The sequence below is a fragment of the Coleofasciculus sp. A1-SPW-01 genome (genome assembly GCF_040217205.1).
In the GTDB taxonomy this organism is placed as follows: domain Bacteria; phylum Cyanobacteriota; class Cyanobacteriia; order Cyanobacteriales; family Coleofasciculaceae; genus Coleofasciculus; species Coleofasciculus chthonoplastes_A.
This window is the reverse complement of record NZ_JAVJNP010000127.1, coordinates 14,723-39,422: the sequence shown is the minus strand read 5'-3', so window position 1 is coordinate 39,422 and position 24,700 is coordinate 14,723. Positions and strand designations below refer to the sequence as shown.

General features: G+C 45.0%; 23 protein-coding genes, 1 tRNA gene and 1 pseudogene. 12 read left to right on the top strand and 13 right to left on the bottom strand.

Annotated features, from left to right (window positions below; translation table 11 throughout):
* Positions 1-303 precede the first annotated feature (303 nt).
* The 3 genes from gltX to RH949_RS19275 all read right to left on the bottom strand — a co-directional run bounded on the left by gltX (position 304) and on the right by RH949_RS19275 (position 2,985).
* Positions 304-1,755, bottom strand: coding sequence for a glutamate--tRNA ligase (gene gltX / locus RH949_RS19285; protein ID WP_446355376.1), 1,452 nt, complete (start codon positions 1,753-1,755; stop codon positions 304-306).
* Positions 1,756-1,942: 187 nt separating this feature from the next.
* Complete coding sequence (locus tag RH949_RS19280; protein ID WP_446355374.1) at positions 1,943-2,704, bottom strand: hypothetical protein; 762 nt, start codon at positions 2,702-2,704, stop codon at positions 1,943-1,945.
* A 207-nt stretch (positions 2,705-2,911) separates the two neighbouring features.
* A tRNA-Asp gene (locus RH949_RS19275) sits at positions 2,912-2,985 on the bottom strand.
* 216 nt (positions 2,986-3,201) lie between these two features.
* On the opposite strand from RH949_RS19275, the gene RH949_RS19270 reads away from it, so the two are divergent.
* The gene (locus RH949_RS19270) at positions 3,202-5,145 is read left to right on the top strand and encodes a DUF3370 family protein (RefSeq protein ID WP_446355372.1); all 1,944 of its coding nucleotides are present in this window, start codon (positions 3,202-3,204) and stop codon (positions 5,143-5,145) included.
* A 304-nt stretch (positions 5,146-5,449) separates the two neighbouring features.
* On the opposite strand, the gene RH949_RS19265 is transcribed toward RH949_RS19270, so the two are convergent.
* The 5 genes from RH949_RS19265 to petC all read right to left on the bottom strand — a co-directional run bounded on the left by RH949_RS19265 (position 5,450) and on the right by petC (position 9,138).
* Positions 5,450-5,944 carry a rhodanese-like domain-containing protein gene (locus tag RH949_RS19265; protein WP_446355394.1) on the bottom strand — a complete coding sequence of 165 codons (495 nt, stop codon included), beginning with the start codon at positions 5,942-5,944 and terminating at the stop codon, positions 5,450-5,452.
* A 98-nt stretch (positions 5,945-6,042) separates the two neighbouring features.
* Positions 6,043-7,041: an NAD(P)/FAD-dependent oxidoreductase gene (locus RH949_RS19260; RefSeq protein ID WP_006105874.1), complete on the bottom strand. Its 999-nt coding sequence runs from the start codon at positions 7,039-7,041 to the stop codon at positions 6,043-6,045.
* An 82-nt stretch (positions 7,042-7,123) separates the two neighbouring features.
* Positions 7,124-7,810: a class I SAM-dependent methyltransferase gene (locus RH949_RS19255; RefSeq protein ID WP_446355369.1), complete on the bottom strand. Its 687-nt coding sequence runs from the start codon at positions 7,808-7,810 to the stop codon at positions 7,124-7,126.
* 180 nt (positions 7,811-7,990) lie between these two features.
* Positions 7,991-8,368 (bottom strand): rhodanese-like domain-containing protein, encoded by a 378-nt coding sequence (locus RH949_RS19250; RefSeq protein WP_446355367.1) that lies wholly within the window; start codon positions 8,366-8,368, stop codon positions 7,991-7,993.
* A 236-nt stretch (positions 8,369-8,604) separates the two neighbouring features.
* A complete protein-coding gene (gene petC / locus RH949_RS19245; RefSeq protein ID WP_446355365.1) occupies positions 8,605-9,138 on the bottom strand; it encodes a cytochrome b6-f complex iron-sulfur subunit in 534 nt (177 codons plus the stop codon).
* A gap of 507 nt (positions 9,139-9,645) precedes the next feature.
* Here petC and RH949_RS19240 point away from each other — a divergent pair.
* The 9 genes and pseudogenes from RH949_RS19240 (at position 9,646) to RH949_RS19200 (ending at position 16,127) form a co-directional block, all read left to right on the top strand.
* The gene (locus tag RH949_RS19240) at positions 9,646-10,956 is read left to right on the top strand and encodes an NAD(P)/FAD-dependent oxidoreductase (protein WP_446355363.1); all 1,311 of its coding nucleotides are present in this window, start codon (positions 9,646-9,648) and stop codon (positions 10,954-10,956) included.
* 99 nt (positions 10,957-11,055) lie between these two features.
* Positions 11,056-12,129, top strand: a complete 1,074-nt coding sequence (locus tag RH949_RS19235) for a ParA family protein (protein WP_446355361.1) — start codon at positions 11,056-11,058, stop codon at positions 12,127-12,129.
* A pseudogene (locus RH949_RS19230) lies at positions 12,113-12,379 on the top strand (HEPN domain-containing protein); the annotation flags it as partial. The gene RH949_RS19235 and the pseudogene RH949_RS19230, both read left to right, overlap by 17 nt.
* Positions 12,380-12,445: 66 nt before the next feature.
* Positions 12,446-12,571 (top strand): HepT-like ribonuclease domain-containing protein, encoded by a 126-nt coding sequence (locus RH949_RS19225; RefSeq protein ID WP_006105576.1) that lies wholly within the window; start codon positions 12,446-12,448, stop codon positions 12,569-12,571.
* Between the two features lie 10 nt (positions 12,572-12,581).
* Positions 12,582-13,457, top strand: coding sequence for an ABC transporter ATP-binding protein (locus RH949_RS19220; protein ID WP_006105486.1), 876 nt, complete (start codon positions 12,582-12,584; stop codon positions 13,455-13,457).
* Positions 13,458-13,613: 156 nt separating this feature from the next.
* Positions 13,614-14,105, top strand: coding sequence for an SMC-Scp complex subunit ScpB (gene scpB / locus RH949_RS19215; protein WP_006105500.1), 492 nt, complete (start codon positions 13,614-13,616; stop codon positions 14,103-14,105).
* A 149-nt stretch (positions 14,106-14,254) separates the two neighbouring features.
* Positions 14,255-14,623, top strand: a complete 369-nt coding sequence (locus RH949_RS19210; protein ID WP_006105547.1) for a DUF760 domain-containing protein — start codon at positions 14,255-14,257, stop codon at positions 14,621-14,623.
* 325 nt (positions 14,624-14,948) lie between these two features.
* Complete coding sequence (locus tag RH949_RS19205) at positions 14,949-15,293, top strand: TMEM14 family protein (RefSeq protein WP_446355357.1); 345 nt, start codon at positions 14,949-14,951, stop codon at positions 15,291-15,293.
* A 54-nt stretch (positions 15,294-15,347) separates the two neighbouring features.
* Positions 15,348-16,127, top strand: a complete 780-nt coding sequence (locus tag RH949_RS19200; RefSeq protein ID WP_006105489.1) for a hypothetical protein — start codon at positions 15,348-15,350, stop codon at positions 16,125-16,127.
* Between the two features lie 105 nt (positions 16,128-16,232).
* On the opposite strand, the gene RH949_RS19195 is transcribed toward RH949_RS19200, so the two are convergent.
* The 4 genes from RH949_RS19195 to RH949_RS19180 form a co-directional block, all read right to left on the bottom strand.
* On the bottom strand, positions 16,233-16,436 hold the full coding sequence (locus RH949_RS19195) for a hypothetical protein (protein ID WP_006105494.1): 204 nt from the start codon (positions 16,434-16,436) through the stop codon (positions 16,233-16,235).
* A gap of 399 nt (positions 16,437-16,835) precedes the next feature.
* Positions 16,836-18,122 carry a DNA cytosine methyltransferase gene (locus tag RH949_RS19190; RefSeq protein WP_446355355.1) on the bottom strand — a complete coding sequence of 429 codons (1,287 nt, stop codon included), beginning with the start codon at positions 18,120-18,122 and terminating at the stop codon, positions 16,836-16,838.
* Between the two features lie 61 nt (positions 18,123-18,183).
* A complete protein-coding gene (locus tag RH949_RS19185; protein ID WP_446355352.1) occupies positions 18,184-21,345 on the bottom strand; it encodes a DEAD/DEAH box helicase in 3,162 nt (1,053 codons plus the stop codon).
* 94 nt (positions 21,346-21,439) lie between these two features.
* The gene (locus RH949_RS19180) at positions 21,440-21,952 is read right to left on the bottom strand and encodes a hypothetical protein (protein WP_006105532.1); all 513 of its coding nucleotides are present in this window, start codon (positions 21,950-21,952) and stop codon (positions 21,440-21,442) included.
* A gap of 542 nt (positions 21,953-22,494) precedes the next feature.
* Here RH949_RS19180 and RH949_RS19175 point away from each other — a divergent pair.
* Positions 22,495-23,235, top strand: a complete 741-nt coding sequence (locus RH949_RS19175) for a hypothetical protein (RefSeq protein ID WP_044210661.1) — start codon at positions 22,495-22,497, stop codon at positions 23,233-23,235.
* A 125-nt stretch (positions 23,236-23,360) separates the two neighbouring features.
* On the opposite strand, the gene RH949_RS19170 is transcribed toward RH949_RS19175, so the two are convergent.
* On the bottom strand, positions 23,361-23,720 hold the full coding sequence (locus RH949_RS19170) for a DUF4342 domain-containing protein (protein WP_044210663.1): 360 nt from the start codon (positions 23,718-23,720) through the stop codon (positions 23,361-23,363).
* Positions 23,721-23,883: 163 nt separating this feature from the next.
* Here RH949_RS19170 and RH949_RS19165 point away from each other — a divergent pair, with 163 nt between their 5' ends.
* Positions 23,884-24,273: a pentapeptide repeat-containing protein gene (locus RH949_RS19165; protein ID WP_446355349.1), complete on the top strand. Its 390-nt coding sequence runs from the start codon at positions 23,884-23,886 to the stop codon at positions 24,271-24,273.
* Positions 24,274-24,700 lie beyond the last annotated feature (427 nt).

Here is a 24,700-nt window from a genome sequence, read left to right as displayed (position 1 = left end):
TTATCCCAAAAGGAATGGTACTCAAATCAGCATTTTGAGATCGCCGAAACTCGATATACCGTAGTAGCTTGGCAAGGTTAAAACAGTGGTCAAGTATTTTCGCCAAACCCTTATGAGAGTAGCTATCCAGAAAAATTTTACCCACAACTTTAAGCTTGCCAGCCTAGTAGGGTGGGCAGTGCCCACCCTACGGGATATTCAGAGTTTTGAAGATTCCCAAATGTTTATTGGGTATAGATAGTGAGCAAGATGCTCACACTACAATTCACCATTATTGACATTAAGATTTAAATGCCAAACAGCTTACGATGACACCTTACTCAAAGCTTGCTGTAAACGGGATTTATCTTGTCCTTTCTGATGCAGCAATACCCAAGACTCCATTAAATCAGGACCATGGACATCACCCGTAAGTCCAGCCCGCAGCGATCGCATGACTAACCCTTTCTTAACTTTTTGCTGTTTTGTTACCTGTTTGATGATTTGTCCTGCGGTTTCTGGACTGAATTCTGGCGTATTGTCTAAGGCTTCCAAAACCGCGTTCAGTACATCTGTAGCCCCTTCTTTTTTAAGTTGCTCAATTGCATCTGGGGTCAACTCAACCGAGTCGGTAAAGAACAGCCGCGTCATCTCCACCGCATCTGGTAAGCGGGTCAGACTCGGACCAATCACAGCCGCTAATCGTTCTAACCAAGGGCGATTATTTTCCGGGTCAATCTCATACCCAGCTTCTTGCCAATAGGGAATCAGTAACTCGACTAATTCTGATGGTGATTTTTTGTGCAGATATTGACTATTGAGCCAATCTAGTTTATCCCAGTCAAACTTTGCTCCCGCTTTATTCACCCGATCAAAACTAAACTGTTGGGCGGCTTCGTCTAGGGTGAAAATTTCCTGGGTTGAATCCGGTGGTGACCAACCCAGTAACGTCATATAATTTGCCATGGCTTCTGGTACAAACCCCATATTCTGAAACTCAGAAATCGAGGTCACGCCATCGCGTTTAGACAGTTTTTGCCCCTGGGGATTCAGAATTAATGGCGTGTGAGCAAATTCGGGTACGGTTGCGCCGAGGGCTTCATACAGTAATATCTGTTTGGCAGTATTGGCAATGTGGTCTTCCCCTCGGATGACATGGGTGATTTTCATATCCATATCATCAACCACTACCGCTAGATTGTAGAGAGGCTGACCAATTTCACCTTGGGATGCAGCGCGGGCAATTACCATATCCCCCCCTAAATCACTGCCTTTCCAGGTGAGTTTACCGCGCACCAGGTCATTCCAGACAATCTCGCGATTATCGTCAATCTTAAACCGAATCACGGGTTGTCGTCCCTCCGCTTCAAAGGCGCTGCGTTGTTCGGGGGTGAGATTGCGGTGACGGTTATCGTAGCGAGGGGCTTCTTTCCGGGCTTTTTGGGCGTCCCGGAGTGCCTTGAGTTCGTCTTCTGTGGTGTAACAGTAATAGGCTAACCCTTTATCTAAAAGGGTTTGAATGGTGTGGTGATAAAGGTCAAACCGTTTCGATTGAAAAACAAGTCCTTCATCCCAGTTGAGTCCTAACCAGGTGAGTCCATCCAAGATATTCTGGGTATATTCGGGACGCGATCGCGTCTGGTCGGTGTCTTCGATGCGTAGAATAAACTGACCCCCGTGGTGTCGGGCGAATAACCAGTTAAATACGGCGGTTCTGGCGGTACCGATGTGTAAATTCCCGGTGGGAGACGGTGCAATGCGGACTCTAACAGTCACAAGATCAATCTTTGGTGGTAGGGTTGGCTAAGTATTTTCCAGCTATTTATTGTAGCGTAGAACGGCGCTCAGTTGTCGTTGGCGCTGACTTGAGGGTGATTTACCCACGGATAAAGTAGGGATAATCACCCACCTTTGCTAATTATCAGGTGCTAAACACTCCCTCACCCATCCCCGAATTTCTTTTTCAAACCACTTCAATAACTTTTTTGCCTCCTGGTAAATCTGCACCCACCACATAAAAATTATGAGGATAGATCCAGTTCGTATCCATAGGACCATGAATTTGAATACCCGTCATCACCGCATACTTAAATATAGAAGAATCTAAGGTATGCAAGAGGGTTTCTACATCATCAGAAATAATCTGACAAGCCAACTTAGTCATCTCAACTAAATTCGGTTTGTCTCCATAATTTATAGTGGACAGTATTTTTTGTCGGATAATAGATTGTTCCAGATCCTCGATATCCATTTTCAGGTTAATACGTCCTGATTCTAACTCGTTGACAATCGCTTCTAATGCACCACAGGCATGAGACGCCTTGTGGATGCCTTCTCGATAAACCTTGCCAATTTCTCCATCTTTAGAAATCGCAATATGAGGCATGGCTAAAAACGTAAAGCGGCGTATTCCGTCGAAAATCGGAACGTGGTTGGTTGCGGCGGCTAAACCCGTTTTTCCCATCATCACGAACCCAGCAAGACTACAACAATTAAAAGTTTTTCCCCAGTATTTAACGACTTCATTAAGTAACGGATCAGTAATTTCGTCCCGACAGAGTGCTGCCAGTCCCATTGTATTTTCATCTTCAAAACCCAGGGCTTTTAAACAATGGAAAGTTTTTTTCATGTAATCTTCCATAGGTAATGCACCTGGAAAATACCGTTGAAGACATTCATGGAAAATTGGATAAGTGCTTGAGTCATAACCCGTGAATGGCGACATAACACCTTGAGTATCCTATTATAATTTATCGAAAATTATATTATTAAAACATCGTAATTCAGCTAGAAATCTCGATGTTGCCAGTAGAGGGGTTAAGACAAGCGATAATGCCATTGAATTCACTGCGAATAGAACTCACCCCGTAGCGGTTGAGTGAGTAGGCATTACATTCTGTGCTAACTAGACCTATATTCTTTAAGCATTTTACGGGACTGACGGGGCTCGAACCCGCAACTTCCGCCGTGACAGGGCGGTGCTCTAACCAATTGAACTACAGTCCCAATTTCCGAGCCGAATTCCATTGTTACGAAGATCTATGGATTTGTCAAGCCCATGCCGAAAAAAAATTTTTCCTCTGGGTGTGTAGGGGAAGCTGGGGGAGATGAGGGAGATGAGGGAGATGAGGGAGATGATTCCCAATGAACCATGAACAATCGCAGAAACAAATTCTGCCAAAAATGCTTCAACGACGATAAGTTAACCCGAACCCCTAATTCATGCCCAGAGGTTTCTACGTCTCTATCTCTCAATCGCTTCTCCTTGCCTTCTGTGGTAGCCTGATTACCACCGAGGCTACTGCATTCCCCGATATCCAAACCCATTGGGCAAAGGATTGCATTAACCAGATGGCATCTCGAAACCTAGTCACGGGTTATCCAGATGGCACGTTTCGCCCCAATGGTTCGATTACCCGGGCAGAATTTGCGGTGTTAATGCTGAATGCCTTTCCCGACGCCGAAGTTAAACGCAGTGGGATTACGTTTACAGATGTACCACAGCGTCACTGGGCATATCGGGCAATTCAAGACGCTTATCAACGGGAATTTTTCGCGGGTTATCCAGGGCGGATTTTTCAACCCAGTCAACCGATTCCCCGTGTGCAAGCGATTGGGGTTTTGGCGGGGGCGAAGAATTACAGCATTCCCAGTAATCCATACTCTACCGTGGGACAGTATTTCCAAGATGCCTCTGGTATTCCAGGATACGCCAGGAATGCGATCGCGGCGGCGGCGGTAAATACTCTGGTGGTGAATTATCCTACAGTACGACAACTTCGCCCCAATGAACGGGCGACTCGGGGCGAAGTAGCGGCGCTATTATGTCGGGCGTTAAATATTTATGCGGTTCCGCCTGAGTATATTGCTGGGGTTGAAATTCATCCCCAACAGGTGCGGACATTACCCGGAGGACTGAATTCTGTTCCCACATTTAATAGTAATTATCCCGAATTAGTCAGAAGCGAAGGAATTTTGTTATCCACATTTTCCCTAACCGGAAAGCGCATTCCTTCTGCCCATTTGAATTTTCCCTTTCAAGGACGTTTCGATATTTTTACCCATCATATCGCTAGGGCAGAAACTCAAGCAGAAACTCGTCCCCTTTATCAGGGATTACTGCTGCACAATCCCACCGATAAACCCGTAACGGTTGAGGTTTTGCAAGCGGCGAGTTATTTAAGTACTCCCGATGCACCATTTATTGACTTACCCGATATAGTAGATAATCCCAATGGTAAGATTTATTCAGGACCCGGTAGTCGCACGATGAGTGATGTACTGCGGGGGATTCGTCAGGATGGGTTTCCGGCACAATTGGTATTAGCAGCAGGGCAAACTCAACTGTTGATGAATCAACCAATTCCTATCCAACGCGCACCTGCATCCAATGGACGTTCCACGATGATGCGGTTAAGCAGTAATGGTTCAGTTTATGTTGCCAATTTAGCCATGAAAGCACCGCAAAACTCGAATGGTACATACCGCGCCCCGACATTAGCGGAATGGCAAACCTTGTTAGTCGAAGGGGAATTAGCCAAACCCCGTAATCTTACACCAACCCCCCTTGACCCGCCTAGAGAACCGACGGTATTTGGACGAGTCGCTGGGGTGTCCCAAGGAACAGAATGGTTGGCAAAGATTACAGATACCTTAGAATCGGATAATTTGAGCCTTCCCCAACCCGGTGAGGCATTTTCCTATGTCTTAGGAACGCTCCATTTAATCACGTTGAATACAGGTCAAATTCAAAGTGCGCCGATGTTAGTCCGTTATCCGGACACGGCTTATTATGCTCATAGTAATTATGGCGTAGAATATAATCTAACGTTACCCCTGAAAAATACGACCAGTCAATTGCAAACAGTAACGGTATCAATGCAAACACCGTTAAAAGATGAGGCAGGTACAGATAAATTACTGTTTTTGAATCCAACCGTTGATCAGGTCTTTTTTCGGGGAACGGTTCGGATCAGTTATGAAGATAATCAAGGGAAAAGTCAGACACGCTATGTGCATTTAGTTCAGCGTCGCGGACAACCGTCTGACCCCTTAGTTACGTTAAATTTAGCGCCAGGGGAACAGCGAAAGGTAAACGTCAAATTTATTTATCCACCCGATTCCACACCGCCGCAGGTGTTGACGGTGAAGACATTGGCGAGGTAACAGCCCTCACCCCCAGCCTCTATTCCAAGCTGGGTATAAAGTGCAACGACAAACCTGGCTTGAGCGTACCATTCCTTTTAAAATTTATTGCCACCAATGACACAAAATGAGCCGTTATTTCGTCAAAGGTTTAGAGGGTCATCTGCATTTTATATAGGGTCTTGAATAAGGCAGGGTGTATCTGCTTTCTTTCGCCTTGCCGACTCTGAGAAGGGAATGACTTAGGGAGATCGCTGTCTCCCGTAGTCTAAGATACTTATTATTCCTATTAGGGTATTAGGGTAATTCAAGGAATTAAACAGGCTTATTTTTCCAACGGTTCGCCAGCCGCCTTCCAGCCATTAATACTGGGAGGAAAACTGCGAACATTCGTATACCCTAACAACCGCAACGCCGTCATACCAATTGCCGTGCGATGCCCACTAGAACAGTATAAAATTACAGGTTTATCCGTGGGAATTTTAGCCAAATTTTTGGTTAGCGATCGCACGGGAATATTAATAGCGCCAGGAATGTGTCCTGAAGCATATTCCGACGGTTCTCGCACATCAACCAATACGACATTATCCCGCTTTTTGAGCTTGTTCTTTAACTGCTTTACCTGCATTACTGTGTAGTAATCTCGTGGTAGCGAATTCAGCAACTGATCGACTGCTGTATAGACTTCTGCGCTAGGTGGACTCGTCACCTTAGATTCTACGGCAGCTAGGGCAGATTTAGGCAAAAATACACCACCTAGCAGAGTTAAAACCAGTAATAATCCCAGGATTAATCCTGATATCATTTTTTTACTTTTCATCATTTTGATCCTTAATTGAGTTGTTTTTCGTTTGTTGATTTTGGGCAATTGTAGTAATGCACCATTGCTCAAGGCTTTGGTTATTGACTTCCGGCTCATTAAACAGAAACCGCTAGATTTTCCTCCCAGCGGCGAGAACCGGATTCCCGACGAATATCTCGCCAAATCTGAGTCGCTGCTAAAGCACCATCTCCAGCCGCCACAACCACTTGATTTAACCCCACCTTTAAGTCTCCAATCGCAAAAATTCGCGGGTGAGACGTCCGCCCCATTTTATCGGTAATCAGATTACTACCCTTGACATCTAAATTGAATCCTTGGAGATAAGTATTGTGATAGCGTGACCCCATAGAAATTAATCCGGTTTCTAAGGGAATAATTGACCCATCTACTAACTCAACTCCCGTCATCTGGTGATTTTCACCCAGAAATTTCTTAATCGGGGTTTCCACCAAACGATAACCATGATTGTGCAGTTGAGAACGCATTGAGTCACTCACCGCAAACAGTCCATGAGTGAACACGGTGATATAAGGGGTAAACCAACTGAGATTAAACACCATTTCTTCAATACTGGCTTCACTACCCGCAATGAAACCACATTGTTTATCTGTCATTTCGTAGCCATCACAAACCATACAGACGTGTAAATTATATCCTGCATAATCAAAGACATTTTGCATATCCTCCAAAGGGGGTAAATTGTCGATAATGCCACTCGCAGCAATTAAGTATTTCGAGCGGAATACGGGGTAAATACTATTTTTACGACCCACCTTTACCCGCACGGCAAACCTATCTCCCTCATCCACCACTTCCTCAACATAACCATTCAGCATATCGCCATTTAACGACGTGTAATGCTGTTTCCCTTGTTGCAGCAGAACGCGACCCGGAGTATCCGGTGGTAAGCCTAAATAATTGTGCAATTCTTGCATCCAGAATGAGCGAGCTTTGCCTTTATCAATAATTAAGCTCGAAAGGCGAAATCGTTGTAGGTAAATTCCAGCGGAAAGTCCACCAGCGCCACCACCAACGACAATCGCATCATAAATATGATTCAGACGTTCAGGCAGACTTTTTTTCGTGAGTTGCATGGTTGTAATAATTCTAGAGAACTGAGAATGAAACCAAAGTTATTTTTATGTTGGTGGGCAATGCCCACCCTACGAAATTCTGTTATGACACATCTCTACTTTTAGTAGCCACTCCAGAAATATGAGGACTAACAATTGGAAAAGGAACCTGAAACTGTTGATAATTTATATTTTCAAATCCCGCTTTTTCTAACGCCAGTCCGGTTTCCCGATTCGGGCGACACCCATCAAACAGCGTTTTCCAAACTGGCTCAATACTCCCTTGAATCCGCCGTTGCCAACTGCCACATTCAGCCGCCACATGTTCAACAAACAAAAAGCGACCTCCTGGCTTGAGAATTCGCCGAATTTCTTGTACGGTTGCAGAAAGATTGCTGACGGAACAGAGAACGTAGGTACTGACAACAGCATCCACACTATTATCATCAACATCAATCCGTTCAGCCGACCCACTTTTTATATCAATCCGGTTCAACCCAACCTGCTGGGCTTCCTGTTCCAGGTAGGAATGCATAAAGGGATTTGGTTCAACACCTATCCAATGAATGTCAGTGGGATAATACGCCAAATTCGCCCCAGCCCCTGGTCCAATTTCTACAACCTTACCCTGCAAGTCAGCAAATAAAGCCTGTTTGAGTTGAGCTAGGGTAGAATGGTTACTGCAATTTTGCAATTGAATAGCATTTTCATCGGCTGAGTTGGCTTTTGCCATTCCCCAAGCAAATAACTGTTTATACCAGTTTGAACAGGGTTGTATTTTTAAGATCATAACGATTCACTATTTAAACTTAGGAAAATTCTCAGGCAGCAAATTAACATTATGTGGCTTTATTGTCAACGATTCACTGAATAAAAATTCCACTGAATGGTATGCTGGTGGGCAATGCCCACCCTACATTATATCAAGTGTTTTGCTGATATTATAGGCAAGTTTTCCGTCCCATTCCACTTAAGAATGGGTTTGAATCTCTAAGCCTAACTGTCGCCATTCCACCATGCCGCCCGTGATGTTAAACACCTGAGCAAAACCCGCTTTAGCCAGTTGTTTGGCAGCAATAGGGCTGCGATGGGCGGTTAAACAAATAACGGCAATGGGTTTATCTTTGGATAAATCTTGGAACCACTGCGGTAAAACCCAGCGGCGAAACATCGGAATCATGCCGATTAGAATGCGGGGTAAGCTGAGGTTAATTGCGCTGGGAGCGTGACCCATGGCATATTCAAACCCACTGCGGACATCGATAAGTAAAGGCTGATTTGCAGATTGGACAAATTCTTGGGGAGAACAGTCTTTGACAGAAGGAGAGAAAGAGGAGACAGAATTCATAATTTATTCCCAATTCAAGTTAAAACTCAATAGTGTTACTGTTTCCATAGACATTTTTGACCGAAAGTCTATAGGAACGTCAGAAATGCAACAAAATCTCATACCATTTTTTCGTAACATGGCACTTAATATTCATTCACCTCTCCCAACCTCCCCTTAGCAAGGGGAGGTGCCGTAGGCGGTGGGGTAAAAGTGCAACATCATACAAAATTGGTATCAGACAAAATGATTAAAGTTTATACCCACCACGGTGTTTCCCCAGTGCGGGGATCAGTTTTCGTCCAAGGCGCTATGCGGATGTAGTCGCCTTCGATATTGACCTGCACCAGCTTCAGGGGACGGTCAGCTGGACCTCGAACAACGGAACCATCGGGACTATAACGAGACCCGTGACAGGGACATTGAAATTGTTGGTCGATATTGTTCCAGGGAAAGGTACAACCTAAGTGGGTACAGTTATCGACAATGCCGATTGAGTCTAAGGTGTTCTCGTCGGTAACGGTTAAATAGGTCGGTTCACCTGCCAAACCTGCAACCAAGGCACGGGCGCCTGTTCCTTGCGCGACGATTTGGGACACGGGGATGGGATTACCTAATTTATCTTTGGCGATAATCGAACCATCGGCGCCCCCTTCTTGAGGTGGGACAAAGAATTTAGCGGCTGGATAAAGGGCGGCGCTGGCTGTGGCGGCGATGGTTGCTCCGGTGAGGAAGTTGAGTAGCTGTCGCCGAGACATTGAGGGACTTTGTATCGATAGACTGTCTTCCATGGATATCCTCCGATTTGTGTCAAAAAAATTTACGACTTGTTATTTAGCTTAATAACTATCCTACTATTTAGTCAAGTAATTTTGAGGTTTGCTTAATTTGCTTCAGGTGCTGGTGATGCTTCGTAGAGGGCAACCCGAACCGATTGAATGGACGCTAGTTGGGGATTGATGCAAGCGGGCATTGGTATCAACTTAAGGTCGAAAACCAATGCTGGCAAGGTTTTCAGCTATGTCTATCTACTGCTCAACATTTTCCCCTCATCCCCTAACCCCTTCTCCCACCGTGGGGAGAAGGGGGATCGGATGCTCTTGCTCCCCTCTCCCCGGCGTGGGAGAGGGGCTGGGGGTGAGGGGTTGAGCTTAAGTTGACACGGATGGCAAGCGGGTCGCCCCTACAGGGTACAGGGATTTCGTTTTGGCATCTCGCGTTGCCGGGGGCTACTCAATCCCGATAAATTGTAAATATAGTTACAAAGTTGTATAGTTTTAAGAAATAATGGTGTAATCATGGCTCATATTGTGGTAATCGGTGCGGGTATTGGCGGACTCCCCACTGCTTACGAACTGCGGCATCTCCTGCCTCATGTCCACCGAATTACGTTAATTTGTGACAAACCTAAATTTACGTTTACTCCTTCTCTGCCTTGGGTGGCGTTTAATTTAACTCCACTCCAGCGAATTCAAGTAGATATTGCTTCTGTGCTTAAATCCCGTCAAATTGAGTTTGTTCAAGGTAAGGTAACGGGTATTGACCCCCACGCTCAATGGTTAAGGGTGGGAGACAGGTCTATTAATTATGACTATGTAGTGATTGCTACCGGGGCGGAATTAGCCCTAGATACCATACCAGGATTAGGACCCGATCGCGGTTACACCCAATCGGTGTGCAATCCTCACCATGCTTTAATGGCAAAACAAGCGTGGGCGACATTTCTGGAAAATCCCGGACCCTTGGTGGTGGGGGCGGTTCCGGGTGCGAGTTGTATGGGACCGGCTTATGAATTTGCCCTATTAGCCGATTGGATACTGCGGCGACAAGGATTGCGAGAACAAGTACCGATTACGTTTGTCACCCCAGAACCCTATGCAGGTCATTTGGGAATTGGGGGTATGGCAGATTCGGCAGAATTGGTAACTGAATTAATGCGTCAACGGCAGATTGAGGTGATTGAGAAGGCTGAAATTACTGCTATTCATCCGCATCAGATCACCTTAGCAGAGGGTCATAGGCTACCCTTCCATTACGCCATGCTGCTACCGCCGTTCCGGGGACCAAGCTTTGTCCGAGATGTCCCTGGGTTGAGTGATGAGAAGGGTTTTCTACCTGTATTACCGACGTATCAGCATCCTTCATTTCCCTCTATTTATAGTGCGGGTGTAGTGGTGCAGTTATCGCCACCGGAAAAGACACCTTTGCCTATCGGTGTGCCAAAAACGGGGCAAATGGCGGAGGCGATGGGGATGGCGGTGGCGCACAATATTGCCAGAGAATTGGGTGTGATTCAAGCGACACCAGTAACGCCAACGTTGGCAGCGATTTGTATGGCGGATTTTGGTGATACAGGAATTGTCTTCTTAGCTGATCCCGTTTTACCGAATCCGAAAACCGGTCAACGGCGACGTGCGATCGCAAAACGGGGTCGTTGGGTAAGCTGGTTGAAGATTGCCTTTGAGCAATTTTTCTTAACCAAGATGCGATGGGGGTTATCTGTACCTTGGTTTGAGCGTTGGAGTCTGCGCTTGTTGGGCTTATCGCTGGTAGAACCAATTCCAGTATCAAAGGATTATCCAATTGAGTCAAGTTTGCAAACTAGATAAGCGATTAAACTAACAGTTTGGCAGAGTAAGTTTGGAAAAGTCAGGCTTACGCTATACTAAAGTCTAAAGTTGGAGGACTAAGAGGCAATAGTAAGTGCAATGGTTCAAAAAATAGCCCTCTTTAATCACAAAGGCGGAGTTAGCAAAACTACAACCACATTTAATCTTGGTTGGATGCTTGCCTCAAAGGGAAAAACAGTAATTCTTGTCGATACCGATCCCCAGTGTAACCTAACGGGTATGGCTTTAGGGCAAGGAACAGAGAGCGACGAGGCAAGAATTGAGAGGATTTACAATACCCATTCAAATATTAGAACAGGGCTAGCACCAGCATTTGAGTCACAGCCAAGAGCTATTGAGGCAGTAGACTGCATTCCCATTGAGGGACAAGAGCGACTGTTTTTACTGCCTGGTCATGTGGGTTTTGCAGAATATGAAGCCACGTTGAGAATTGCTCAAGAGCTAAGTGGCTCAATTCAGGCTCTCAAAAACTTACCCGGCTCTATTACAGATTTATTGAATAAAACGGCTGAAAAGTTTACTGCAGATTACATTTTGATTGATATGAGTCCGAGTTTAGGAGCAATTAATCAGAATTTACTAATGACCAGTGACTTTTTTATCGTGCCTACTACTGCCGATTTCTTTTCGGTAATGGCAATTGATTCATTAGCTAAAGTTCTACCCAAATGGTACGCCTGGGCTAAACAGGCTAGTTCGCTTCCTATCTTGAAAGAATCCTCCTATCCATTTTCTGACATTACACTACGCTTTTTAGGTATTATTGTTCAAAAATCCCGGATCATTCGCGGCAAGGAAACTGCTGCTCTTGAAACATGGATGCAAAGAATTGAACAGGACATTGCTAAAAATTTGATTCCCGTTCTGAGGCAAAATAACATGATGCTTCCTGAACAACTTTATAGGGAGAATGGTATTGATAAAAGTTACACTCTTACGAAAATTCCCGAATTTAATAGTTTAATCGCTCTGTCACAGGAGCATCAAACACCCGTCTATGCCTTGACACCTGAGCAATTACGTTCTGCTAAATGGCAGGGCAAGGTTTTAGAAAAGGCTCAAGAGAAGCAAGAACAATTTGAAAGCACATTTTCGGATTTAGCCGATAAGATTATAGGACTCACTTCTCCTTCCTATGCAGTCAGCGCTTGATCAATTCCGAATCAGCATTGCTCGTGTTCGAGATCTGATTTCTATTCACAACTCTGTCAAGGCTCAATCCACTCCTGCCCTAGATTTGTCAGATATTTTGAGAGCTGCTCTAGTTCTAGCTGTGAGCGCCTTGGATTACTATGTCCATAAAGTTGTAACTCTAGGAATGCTAGAAATTCACAGGGGTCAGCGTTCCGAACCTAATCCTCCACGCAACAGTTCTCAATCTGCATTTTATCGTTTTCAAGTATAAGTGAAGTCACTGGCGAAGCGGTTAAACAACTACCCGATACACTAAGTCAGAACTATACCACAATTGAATGCCGTTGAATGGCGTGCGATCGCGGGAATGCGTGATCGCTTAATCCATAATTACTTCGGCGTTGATTACGATATTGTGTGGGACGAAGATATGATGAAATGTAAAGTTGTCCTACTATGAGTCAGACCGAATGCCCTCTGCTGTTTGTGTCCAACACGTCCAAAAAACCTACGATAAAATTCCTGTGGTTAATGACCTCTCCTTCACTATCGAATCGGGAGAGATATTTGGTCTACTCGGTCCTAACGGTGCGGGGAAATCGACGACGATTCGCATGTTAACCACTTTAACCCGACCCACTGAAGGGCAAATTGAGATTGCGGGTTACGATGTGGTGCGCCAACCGGCTGAAGTTAAGCAAAATATCGGTGTCGTGTTGCAACAAACCAGCGTTGATAACGACCTGACCGTTTGGGAGAATATGGAACTCCACGGACGTTTGCACCACATTACCAATCCCCGACGGCAAACCCTAATTAACCAGTGGTTGGAGTACGTAGAATTAGCCCAAAGGCGGGATTCGCCCGTGAAAACCCTATCCGGTGGGATGAAGCGTCGCCTGCAAATTGCTAGGGCGCTACTCCACCAACCCAAAATTCTATTTTTAGATGAACCCACGGTGGGACTTGATCCCCAAACCCGTCGCCGCCTGTGGGAAATTATTCGGGATTTAAACCGCCAAGGGATGACTATGCTGCTGACGACGCATTATATGGACGAGGTGGAGGTGTTGTGTGATGCGTATGGGGCAAGTCAGCCGGGACGCATCGGTATTATGGACTGTGGTAAGCTAATTGAACTGGGAACCCTGCAACAACTGAAAGCTAACCATGGCGAAGGGTTGCTGATGAAACAAATTGGCGATCGCTTCGAGTATAAGTTCTTTCCCACTCTAGATGATGCCAATGCCTACCTTGACAGCTTACCGGATAAAACGGGTATGATGGTTCGTCCCTCAAATTTAGAAGATATCTTTGTGGAACTGACGGGACGACAACTCGATTGATGAGCATTTCGGTACTTGCCAATCCCTAATCCCCAATCCTTAATCCCTCATCACTCAACACTCGGTAAGGGCGGGTTTTGAACCCAAGTTATCGTCAACAGCTTGAGCAAATTCCCTAAACCCGCCCCTACACATTCAACACTCAAAACGTCCCCAATGCCTCGTCTAGCGACCCAAATTGAAGCGATTCTATACTTAAAGGGCAAACCTTTGTCCCTGACGGAAATTGCTGAGTGCGCCAGATGCGATCGCTCGGCGGTAGAAGATGCTTTAATTGAACTGATGTCAGACTATGCCTATCGAGACAGCGCCCTAGAAGTCGTCGAGACACCAAAGGGCTATAGCTTGCAGTTACGGGCTTCATTTGCTACGTTAATGCAAAGTCTAGTGCCTGCTGAATTAGGTGTAGGAGCATTGAGAACCTTAGCGGCGATCGCAATCAAACAACCTATTGCTCAAACTGAACTGATCGACTTACGCGGTAGTGGTGCCTATCAGCATGTTCAAGAACTCATCTCCCTCGGATTTGTCAGCAGACGCCGACAAACTGATGGTCGTTCCTACTGGTTGCAAGTCACCAATAAATTTCATCAACACTTTGAACTCGATAACCTCCTACCGTCCCTACGCACATCCTCTCAATCCTAAGCACCACTTCACCTGATCTTATCCTTCAGCCCCAAGCACAATCCTGAATTTCTTCCTTAAGAACTAGGACTGTTTAACCAAAGCACCAAGTCGGTAGCTAGTACAATCGTTTAGAGTAGAAACAAGTAAGTCACATCTTTTAATTTCTAATGGTATTTAACTCTGACTTCCTCAATTCTCCCCCTGAAGATGACGCAACCAACCAACTCCTGAGCTATCTCCAACACCAATCCCCCGATGTGCTGTCCCAGGTTGCCAAATCTGCCAGCCCGGAAATTCAGCAAATCATTTCCCAGAATGTCCAAGGACTGGTGGGTATGCTTCCGTCTGAGAGTTTCAATGTACAAGTTACCACAGATCGCGAAAACTTAGCTGGATTGTTGGCTTCGGCGATGATGACGGGCTATTTTCTGCGTCGCATGGAACAACGCATGGAACTAGAAGATAATATGACTGACACCATGAATTGGCATGGGCAATCCCATTACAACGACCACTCTAACGGTTCTTCCCTCTAAACTCATTCAAAGTAAAAGCCTAATAGAGTCATGGAAAAGCTATTCCCCCGTCTGATGAAGACGGGAGGCGGGGGATTGGGCTGCCGTAAAGGGCAGTCGTTTTTGTGTGATTTACTAGAATAGCGCGGCGGAAGCAACTCACCCGTTAACCCTAGACGACAAAGCAGATATAGCTGTCGCCCTCCAGGTTAAGACGTTCTACGGCTGAAACAAGAAGGTATCCGTAAGCACCCTTCTGCCTCCTCCCAGGTAGCGCTACTAGAGTATAATTAATACGATAAATTAGTGGATCGTCAGTCTTGATATCCAGCAAAATTTTCCTAACATGAACAACTTATTGCCAATTATTACCGGATTTGTTTTAATCTACGCTTTACTCGTTTTGGTGGGTGGCGTAATCGGGTATGTCAAAGCCAAAAGCCAAAAATCCCTAATTTCGGGTATCAGTAGTGGTCTGGGACTTTTGGTGGCTTGGTGGCTTTGTCGGATTATCCCGATTATGGGACTCGGACTCGCCACATTCATTTCTCTAGTGTTATTTATCGTTTTTATTATTCGCCTTTTCCGCACCCGCAGCTTTATGCCTTCTGGCATGATGATGGTTTTTTCGCTAATGGCTACCGTACTCTTTTCTGTAGGATTATTAGCAGCAGAGGGTTTCTTGCAATAGAAGAGTATCTTTTCTCAATAACCCGGACGCTCAAGCAAAGTAGCAGGCGATAAGATGAGAAAATCGTTCAAAACTCCTTATGTTGTACTTCCTATCTTATTGGGCTGCTGCTTTTTCATTTATTTCATCAGTTCGGGTCAATATCCTTGGCTCAAATCCTTTTCTTTAGATATTGCCTCAGAAATTACTGGCATTTTAATTGTCGTCTTTTCGATTGATCGGGTCATTGCGATCGATCAAGAAAATCAACGTAGAAAACTAGAAGCTGTAGCATTCCTGCAACTAAGGAGACCGCTTAGGCGTCACTTTTATTTATTTTTTAATATGTTTAAGGCGGCTATTGCCGAAAAACCGGATAAAAATTATCAAACAGTCGTTGACTTATTTGATCATACATTTTTTGAAGAATTAGCGTTTCTAGATTTTTCCAAACCAGCCCCTGTATTGGGCGCAATTGAAGCGGATTGGTCAGATTATCTATTACGTGAATGTTCGCAGTTTAAGGATTCCTTAAACCGCACTATGGAAAAATATTGTTTATTTTTACAACCTGAACTCATTGAATTGATGGAAGAAGTTATTAATTCTCCATTTCTTTGGATCGTATTCAATGCGCCTGTAATTCGGCAATTCAGTGCAAAAAAAAATACATCAAATTCTTATAATTTATTAGCCAGACAAGAAATTCGGGATTTACTGAAAGAGTATATTCAACTTATTACAGCGTTATTAGAGCAATATAATCAAAGAGTTCCTGAAGACAAGCAAATTAAAATTTCTGATGAATTATGGGCAAAGGAAGTTCTACCCAAAATTGGTAGTGGTCGAATCTAAGTAGGTGGACAGAATTAACGTGAACGGTGAATATCGTCATTCGTCATCATCGCTCTTTGAGAAGTAAGCTAAGTCTAAATAATTCATAAGCCCTAATTCATTCTATTAAACGACTCGAATCCATCCCCGATGTAAACCTTCATAAATCCGTTCAACTAAGTGTTCCTCTTCCATTGAGAGTGACTGCTTCGATAAAAGGGCTGACATAAACAGTTGTTGATCAATCCAGCTAATTTGGCGCATATCAATAATGCGATGGGCAATTTGCTGGACGGGAAATTTGGGAAAGCAAACTTGAGCAGATTTCATTGGGTCTTTGGCAACGTGGTGTATCTCTCCTTGTATAAAATATATTAAAGAACTTATCGATTTTTTAACGTGATCAAATCAGCCGATTGTCAGTGATTATGACTTAACCAAAATTGTGATAAGTATTGAGTTGCCAAGTGATGCTTCCTGAGGAAGGATTATGATAAGTTTGTCTTTTTTAGGTGATCTAAATCACAAAATATTGGGAGTGACACTATAACTTAAGCTGAATGGCACACTCCCTAAGGCTGGTGGGCAATGCCCACCCTACGGATATCTTAAGTAGGTTGGTGGAAATAAACTTAACTATGTTCAGTTATATAAATACTCCTCAAACCCTTACAAATGACGAATGACGAATGACAATCTCCGCCGTTAACTTTAATTGTCCCCACCTACTTATACCTTTTGTTTCCAATACTTAAATGCTTTGACCTGACCTAATTCTAATAGGTGCGAGTCTCTTAGGGTGAGGGTAAGGGTTGGCGGCGAGGGTTCAACTCCCAAGGCGGCGATGATTTGATCACCTAAGACTCGTCCGAGTCGTGGCGGTACAGCATTCCCTACCTGTCGAAATCCATGCCATTTCGTCCCATGAAAGCGAAACCAGTCCGGAAATGAATGTAAACGTGCGGCTTCTCGGACTGAAATTACCCGTGGATAGTTAGGATGAATGGGACGGGGGGAGGTATAGCTACCTCGATCATATCCAGTACCTGCTCGTAGAGTGTAGCAGGGTTTGTCCCAGTCTAGGCGTTGTAGGCGACTAATTGCTTCCAATTGACCCGGTAGTGTTTGATTAAACCGTTCAATTGATGCAGGATTGTGTCGGGTTCGCTTAGAACTGGTTAAGAGGAATGGATTCCATTTGCGGGGATGGGAAAAATTAAAGGGATCGCTGATGATATTTCGTAGTTTTTCTACGTAAGGCATGGCTAATGCCTGGAGTAATTTTAACTGAGGGAATGTCAGTTCTACCCAGTCTGAGGTTTGGAGTTCAGGAAAATCATCTAAATTCGGTAAATCCGCGATCGCATCCCGAACGGTACAAAATTCAGAGGGTGATTGCAATTGAGGTTGAGGATAGGTTAAAGGTTTAACTCCCACCTGATTTCCCAATATAAATAACCGTTGTCGCTGCTGGGGTACACCGAAATTAACCGCGTTGAGGACTTGTATCGGTTGAGTTATCTCATAGCCGGCGGCGTTAAACTCCCATTGCAACCGATTCAATAAGTCTTGGTATTTTTTCCACCCTAAACCCGGAACATTCTCCATCAGAAAATAACTAGGCTGGAGTTCTTTGACCAAGCGACAGAACTCAAAGACTAAAAGGTTCCGTTTGTCACAAACCTGACGTTTCCCCATGACAGAGAATCCCTGACAAGGGGGTCCCCCAAATACTAAGTCTATGTCCATCCTGTCGCGATCGCTCACCCGAACCGGACGTTTTTGGCGATCGCACCAATTCCGCAAGGCTTTCTGGATATGTGTTCCCGTCAACTCAGTCACATCAGCGCACAAGACATGAGTCTGGGGAAAATTAAACTTATAGACAGCCGCGTGAATCGGGTCTTTTTCCACTGCGATCGCCACATCAAACCCCGCCTGTTCGATTCCCAAGGAAAACCCACCAACACCTGCAAATAAATCAATGGCGACAGGTCGATACCCTAATTTTGCCATCCCCTCATCCGTTGTTTTATACCAAGTTGCAGTCTAATGTACAATCTTCTGCCTTTTTATCCTAACGTTCAGAAGTTAGAGGTAACGTCTCCATCTGACTGATAATTTCCAATAGTGACAGTCCCAAACTCTTGTTCAACGCCGCATTACTTTCAGGACAACTGTGCTGCATTAAACAGCGAGGACAACCCTGATCACAGTCACACCCTGCTGCTAACACCTTAGCTTTGAACGCAAAGTCCCAGAAGCGATGAAAAATAGCCTCAGATACCCCATTTCCCCCTGGGGTTGTATCAAACCAATAGCCAATTGTGGGTAAGGTGTGTTGACGGTTAGGTTTGTTCACGATTAGACTATTTACCTCCTGAGTCTCACTCAAAATTAATAAGGGTACAGCCAAATTAATTTGGTGGGTAATAGAATGTAACGCAATCCGTTCTGGCGGGCAAGACCAAAGACAGGTATAGTCACTAGGAATATTCTTCCCATACTGCTGAACCAATTTTTGTTTGATTCCTTTAACCTGTTGAGTCAAATAGTCCTGAATCGGTTGATTAACTTCAATTTGCAGTACAGGTGCTTCCAGTCGAGTTAAATAAGGCTGCTCAAAATTCACCGTTTTAATCCGTTTCTGGATTTCAGCAAACCGTGTTCTGCGCCGACAGTCTGGACATTGAGCTTCTTTGACAGGTGTATGATACCGCCGACATTGAAAATTTTGGCAGGTTTTGTCGTATTCTAGACTGTAGAGTGTATATCCATTAACGTAATCGGTAATTTCTCCCCAACCCAGAATTAGGCGTATTCGTCCTTCCGGAATTCTGGTTGGCAAAATCTTCGGTTCAGCTAAGTAAGATTTGAGTTCAATCTCAGTTTCTTGTTCCGCACGAGTTAACTGCTGGGGATCTTCAGCTAGAGGTTTTAAAATTGCCTGTTGATTTTCCAAATCCAGACTTTGACAAGAATACCAAACCCGATCGCCCCAAGGTGACTGATGCTGATAAATTGCCTCAGGAAAGACTTCTCGCTGGGCGTGCTTTTCATCCAATTCCTCAAATTCTTCCCCCGTCTGTTGATCCACTAATGTCACCGTAAAATGGTTCGTTCCTCGCATTTGCACGTCTTTATGGGGATAAGGTTTCGTCCACAAGTGCTGGTGGCGAGAGAGGGATAACTGGTTTTGATTCATCAACTGAATAGCAATGTCTGCGGCAGATTGACCAAAATACTGATAGAATTTCTCCAACGGAATCCCACTCTCACAAGCCCCACAAAGTAAATGTTGTTTGAGGAAAACTTGATAATCGGGATTACATACCGCACTTTCAACTTCACCTCTTAATAATAAGTCCGGGTTATTCCCATAAAAATAATCCAAGGCGTTTTGGGCAATGGGCAGAAAAATAACTAAACCAGGGCTTTTCCGTCCCGCCCTTCCTTGACGTTGACGTAACTGCATCAGTGAACCGGGATAACCGCGCAGTAAGCAACAATCCAGTTCCGGAATATCAATCCCAGCTTCTAAGGCTGAGGTTGCCAGAATAATGCTAATTTCTCCCGCACTCAGTTGCTGAATAATTTGGCGACGATGATGAGATTTCAGCGAACCATAAAATATCCTGACTTGGGATTTAAGATAGCCTTGTCCCCGTTGCTCTAGATGTTCTTGGATTTGATTTAAGAGAGATTTTAGGGAAATGCGACTATTGCAAAAAACAATCCCCTTTAATCCTTGCTCTAACCAAGATAGGACAATCGCACAAGAGTCCATATTGGCATACTTAGATGGGGCTAAACAGAGGGTTGTCCGCGCCGCCGTTGCTGCACCACTGTTCTCGATTAGGGATAAATTTCCCTGTCTTCCACTAAAGGTTTCGGCTAATTCCCCTGGATTGCCAATCGTCGCCGTGGCAAAGATATGTTGTAATTGAGTGGAATCGCCACCACTTTGGTCGATCGCTAATCGTAATCGTCGCATTAGATTGGCAAAGTGGGCACCAAAACTACCGCGATAAGTATGGGCTTCATCAATCACTAAATAACGCAGATTTCTCAGAAACAATTGCCACGATTGCCATTGTGGTTTAAAAACTTTAAAAAGTTGATGGTGGAGTAAGTCAGGGGTGATACAAATAATTTGCGGTGATTGTTCTAATAATTTAATCCGTTCAGCCATGGGAACATCTCCCGTCAGCATCACTACATTAATCCGCTGAAACTTCGGGATCAGGTCAATAATGTCGTGAATTTGCCGCAACTGATCCACCGCCAATGCCTTTAAGGGAAAAATAAATAGGGCGGTGGCGTGGGGATTGCTCAAACAGGTTTCCAAAATCGGGAGAAGAAACGCCAGAGTTTTGCCACTGGCTGTTGGGGTGGAGAGTAAAATATCTCCTCCTTGACGCAACGCCTGTAATGAGGCGTACTGATGAGACCATAGAGAGTTGATGCCAATGGTATTTAAGGCGTAGTGGAGAACCTGGGGTAAATCCTGGGGTAAGGGTTCCGCCTTTTCCTGGGAAGCGGGAGTAATTTCTACAGCGGTTAACTTTTCCCCGTCGAGTAGGCTTTGAGCGATCGCCCGAAATGCAGGGGGTTGAATCGCGGCGATGTCGGCTTCACTGACTTGGGGAGTTGCTGACGGAGACGATGCGGGGGTCGAGGATAATCGAGGATGGCTGGGTTCAATTGACTCATGCTGTCGAATTTCGAGGTAGGCGCATTCCAGATGGGTTTCTATCTCGGCTCGTTGATCGGGAAACGCGGCGGTGTAGACGGTTAAAGCGGCTTCCAATCGTTGAATGGCTTGGCGTAGGTTCCTGATGCGATCGCCTTTATTCCGCTCTAAATAAATTAACCCTAAATAATAGTGAGTTTCCGCCCAATCCTGGGGATCATCAGCCTGAGTGAAAACCTGAGCCGCAATTTCGTAGCTAATGCGGACAATTTCCAGATGATCCGTGCGATCGCCGCCAGGAAACTGGTTAATAAACTGACTAATTCCCCGCAGGCGTCTCGCCAGATCCGGCTTGTGACGATCATCCAATTCAGCCAACCTTGCGATCGCCCATTCCTGTAGCACCAGGGCAAACGTCTCATTCAGCTTATCAGAGTTCTCTGCCAGGAACGTATGCACCACAGATACATCCTCGTTGCTGGGTAAAGTAATCAACAACAATTGGTGGAGAAACGTCTTCAGGGTTTCCCAGTTTGGATCAGCCATGATCTAAGCCAGCATTCTGCCAGCGCGTTATTCCTATCAGGTCTGCTTGTTCAATTATTGTACAGTAGGGGATAAGGAAAGCTTCGGTTAACCTTCAATCCCACCAATAGGACATCACCACCGCGTCGCGATCGCGTTGCATTTCCTGATCCGAAACCCCAGCTTCTAATCGAGCCATCAGTCGCCGTTTGAGTCGCCAAGTGTAGTCTTCATTTGTACCATCCGTTATATCTACTGAGTCAGCTCGCCACTTTTTGCCTAAGTCTAAAAGCTGAGACACGATTGTGTCTTGGTTTTCTGCCAGAATATAGAGTGTATCTGCTGGATAAGCGACAAAACGAAGAATACTGGTTTCCGGCATTGGACGATAGTTTGCCATTGCCAGAAGCGTATCAATCACACCGCCAAAGCTCAAACCATTTTCGTCGGGGGCAAAAATCGGTTTTGTGAACATAAAACTTGCCCATAAAGACGAGTTTTTGGCAAGATCCGTAATCACTTCCTCACCGTCAAACTCATTGAAGCGGCGTTGCCAAACTAGGGCAGCGAATAATTCTTGAGGAGAATAGGATTGAGCTATAAGTTTTATTTTGGCTAAGTCAAGCATTACTATTTTTTCGTTTTCAATTATCGAAACCAGTAAAAATAAGCTAATATACCTTCGTTCATCCCAGCTCCAAGATTTGATGGTACATACCTACACAGTATGCCAATAAAATTGCTATGATAGTCAGTCGATGGGACTACTATAACATTGGATCAGCCATCAAATCCGATGCTGTTCCAGACGTAGTCGGTTAGGGAAGCATCTCAATTCAGCACAATTATTGGTAGTGGAAGCATTGTGTCCCCTAGAATTTATGACTTATGTACGCCTCTACAGAACCCCGACAATTGAATAAGGGCGGGTTTTGCTGATCACTTATCGGTGAGAAAGGGCGGGTTTTGCTGTTCAGTTATCGGTGAGAAAGGGCGGGTTTTGCTGTTCAGTTATCGGTGAATAGCTGACTTTAGTCCCTAAACCCGCCCCTACAGAGTTCCTGAACCCGCCCCTACAGAGTTCCTAAACCCGCCCCTACAGAGTCCCTAAACCCGCCCCTACAGGGGAATACTTGGCTCCGAAGACAAATGACGAATGACAAATGACAAATGACAAATAAAATGCGCTGCCTATCTTTTTTTCGGAATTGGACGATTGTAGTCCTACTATTACTTTGGTGTACAAGCTGTTCATTTCAAGACTCAGAAGGTATCAAGTTAACCCTAAACTCCCAAGCCGCAGGTCGTCCTGGACTCTACAGCTTGAGTGGCACAACTAATCTCCCTGATCAAAGTCAAATTACCGTAGCCGCAATTCGCGATTTACGGTTTCCGGATCAGGCGGTTTATCGCGATGAATCGTATTCTCCTTATTCCATTCTGGATCGTCAAGTGGTCAGAGTTGAGGACGGAAAATGGCAAGCCACGCTAAATTTATGGCAAGTAGCGCCCGATGGACATTTCCGGGAAGCATGGCAACTGGATCAATCGCCCATTGGTGACTCCTTGCAACCCTCTGCTGATGTATCATTTGTGGCATTATTTGATCCACAGGGTCAACTGCCAACTGTAGAAAATCAAACCATCCAGACACCCGAACTTGAAGGTCAACTGGTTCGCTTTACGAACGAAGGTCAGCCTTATGTTAAAGTCACTCAAAGCCAACGGATTCCTTTGCCAACGGGTCGAAAAACTCCCCCTGTGGTTAAACCTGAAGATAGGAATTGGGGTTGGGGAACGCAGCGCTATGAACTTCCACCAAAACCTCCAACGCCTGGGAATGTACGTCCGCCGACGTTGAAAACTGAACAAACAAATCAACCGCTTTTGCCTTCAGAATTTTTGCGCTGATGGACAACAGAAGGCATTAAGCCAATTGTAGGGGCGGGTTTAGCCATTCAATCGGATTGTCACTGATAACCGAAGGACAAAACCCGCCCTTATTCCAATCCCTGATTTTTCGTATTGTCCAAGGGTTATTCTCGTCGCTCAATCACGAGTTTCAAACGAGCAACCAGCGCCCCGATCGCGCCGACAGCCGCGATGACGGGAAACAGCGTCACCCCAACGACTCCACCCACGACGCCAACGGTTAGGGGAATTTCGATTAAGATTTGATCTTCTTCGTTCTTGACGATAATCCGGCGAATATTACCCTGATGGATCAGTTCCCTCACTTTACCCACTAAGTCATCGCCACTAATGGTGAATTCTTCGACATTGACTTGGGTTGTGGTATCAACGTCGGGTTCAATAGACTGTAACTCATTTTCTAGAGGAACGGTGTTAGCGTTAATCTCTTCGACGCTTTCTTCGGTGCGAATTGGTTCGTTCATAATTAAGCTTCTGTATGTCACTATCTTTCAGGGTAACGAACTCATTTGCTAGAGAGTTCACAAGTTAGGTTGAATTGATTGGATGATTCGGGACTATATAAAGAAATCTCTACCGTGGAGTTTGGCACAATACATCTATAGGCACTTGACAAAGAAAGGAAAAATGTATCCAAAAATCTTAGTAATGGTTTTTTTCCTGACTGGATTAGGATTAGCGACTCCTATCCGGGCAGAAAATGCGGATCAGGTTCGCCAATTATTGGAAACTGGAGCCTGTCGCCGATGTGCTTTAGAAGGGGCGAATTTGAGAGATGCAGACTTGAGACTTGCTGATCTGAGAGATACTGATTTGAAAGATGCGGATTTGAGAGGGGCTGATCTCAGAGAAGCCGACTTGAGACGGGCAGATTTGACCGATGCGAATCTCAAAGGGGCTGATTTGAGGGGGACTTATTTGAGATTAACAAATTTGACTGATGCGAACCTAAAACGGGCGAACCTTTGCGGTGTGATTATGCCCGATGGCGAAATCTCTGAGCAAGGGTGTGAGTAAGCCCGAAAACCTGCCCGGAGCCCGGAGTAGCCCGGAGTAGCCCGGAGTTCAAACTCCGGGCTAAAAGCTCAAGTCCATTAAAATGGACTAATACCAAGTTGCGTTCTATCATGTCTAGGAAGAGCGAAGCGTGAAGCTTTCGCTATAGCGAGGAACGAGATACGAGAATCTGGACAGATGCGCGAGCGTCATTCCGTTTCACTGCATTCTGCTCAGCATGACAGATTCTACCTTAGACTGCAACTTGGTATAACTTCAGGGAAAACCCTAAATATTCCGTAGGGTGGGCATTGCCCACCAGCCTTAATTGAGTACCATTCCACTTAAGCGCTTTCTTCGGATGGCTCAGTCTTAACTCATCTAACTTTCACCACCGTTTCAGAACCCAGTAGTATTCTAGTCATTACGTGAGAAAATCAGTTCCAGA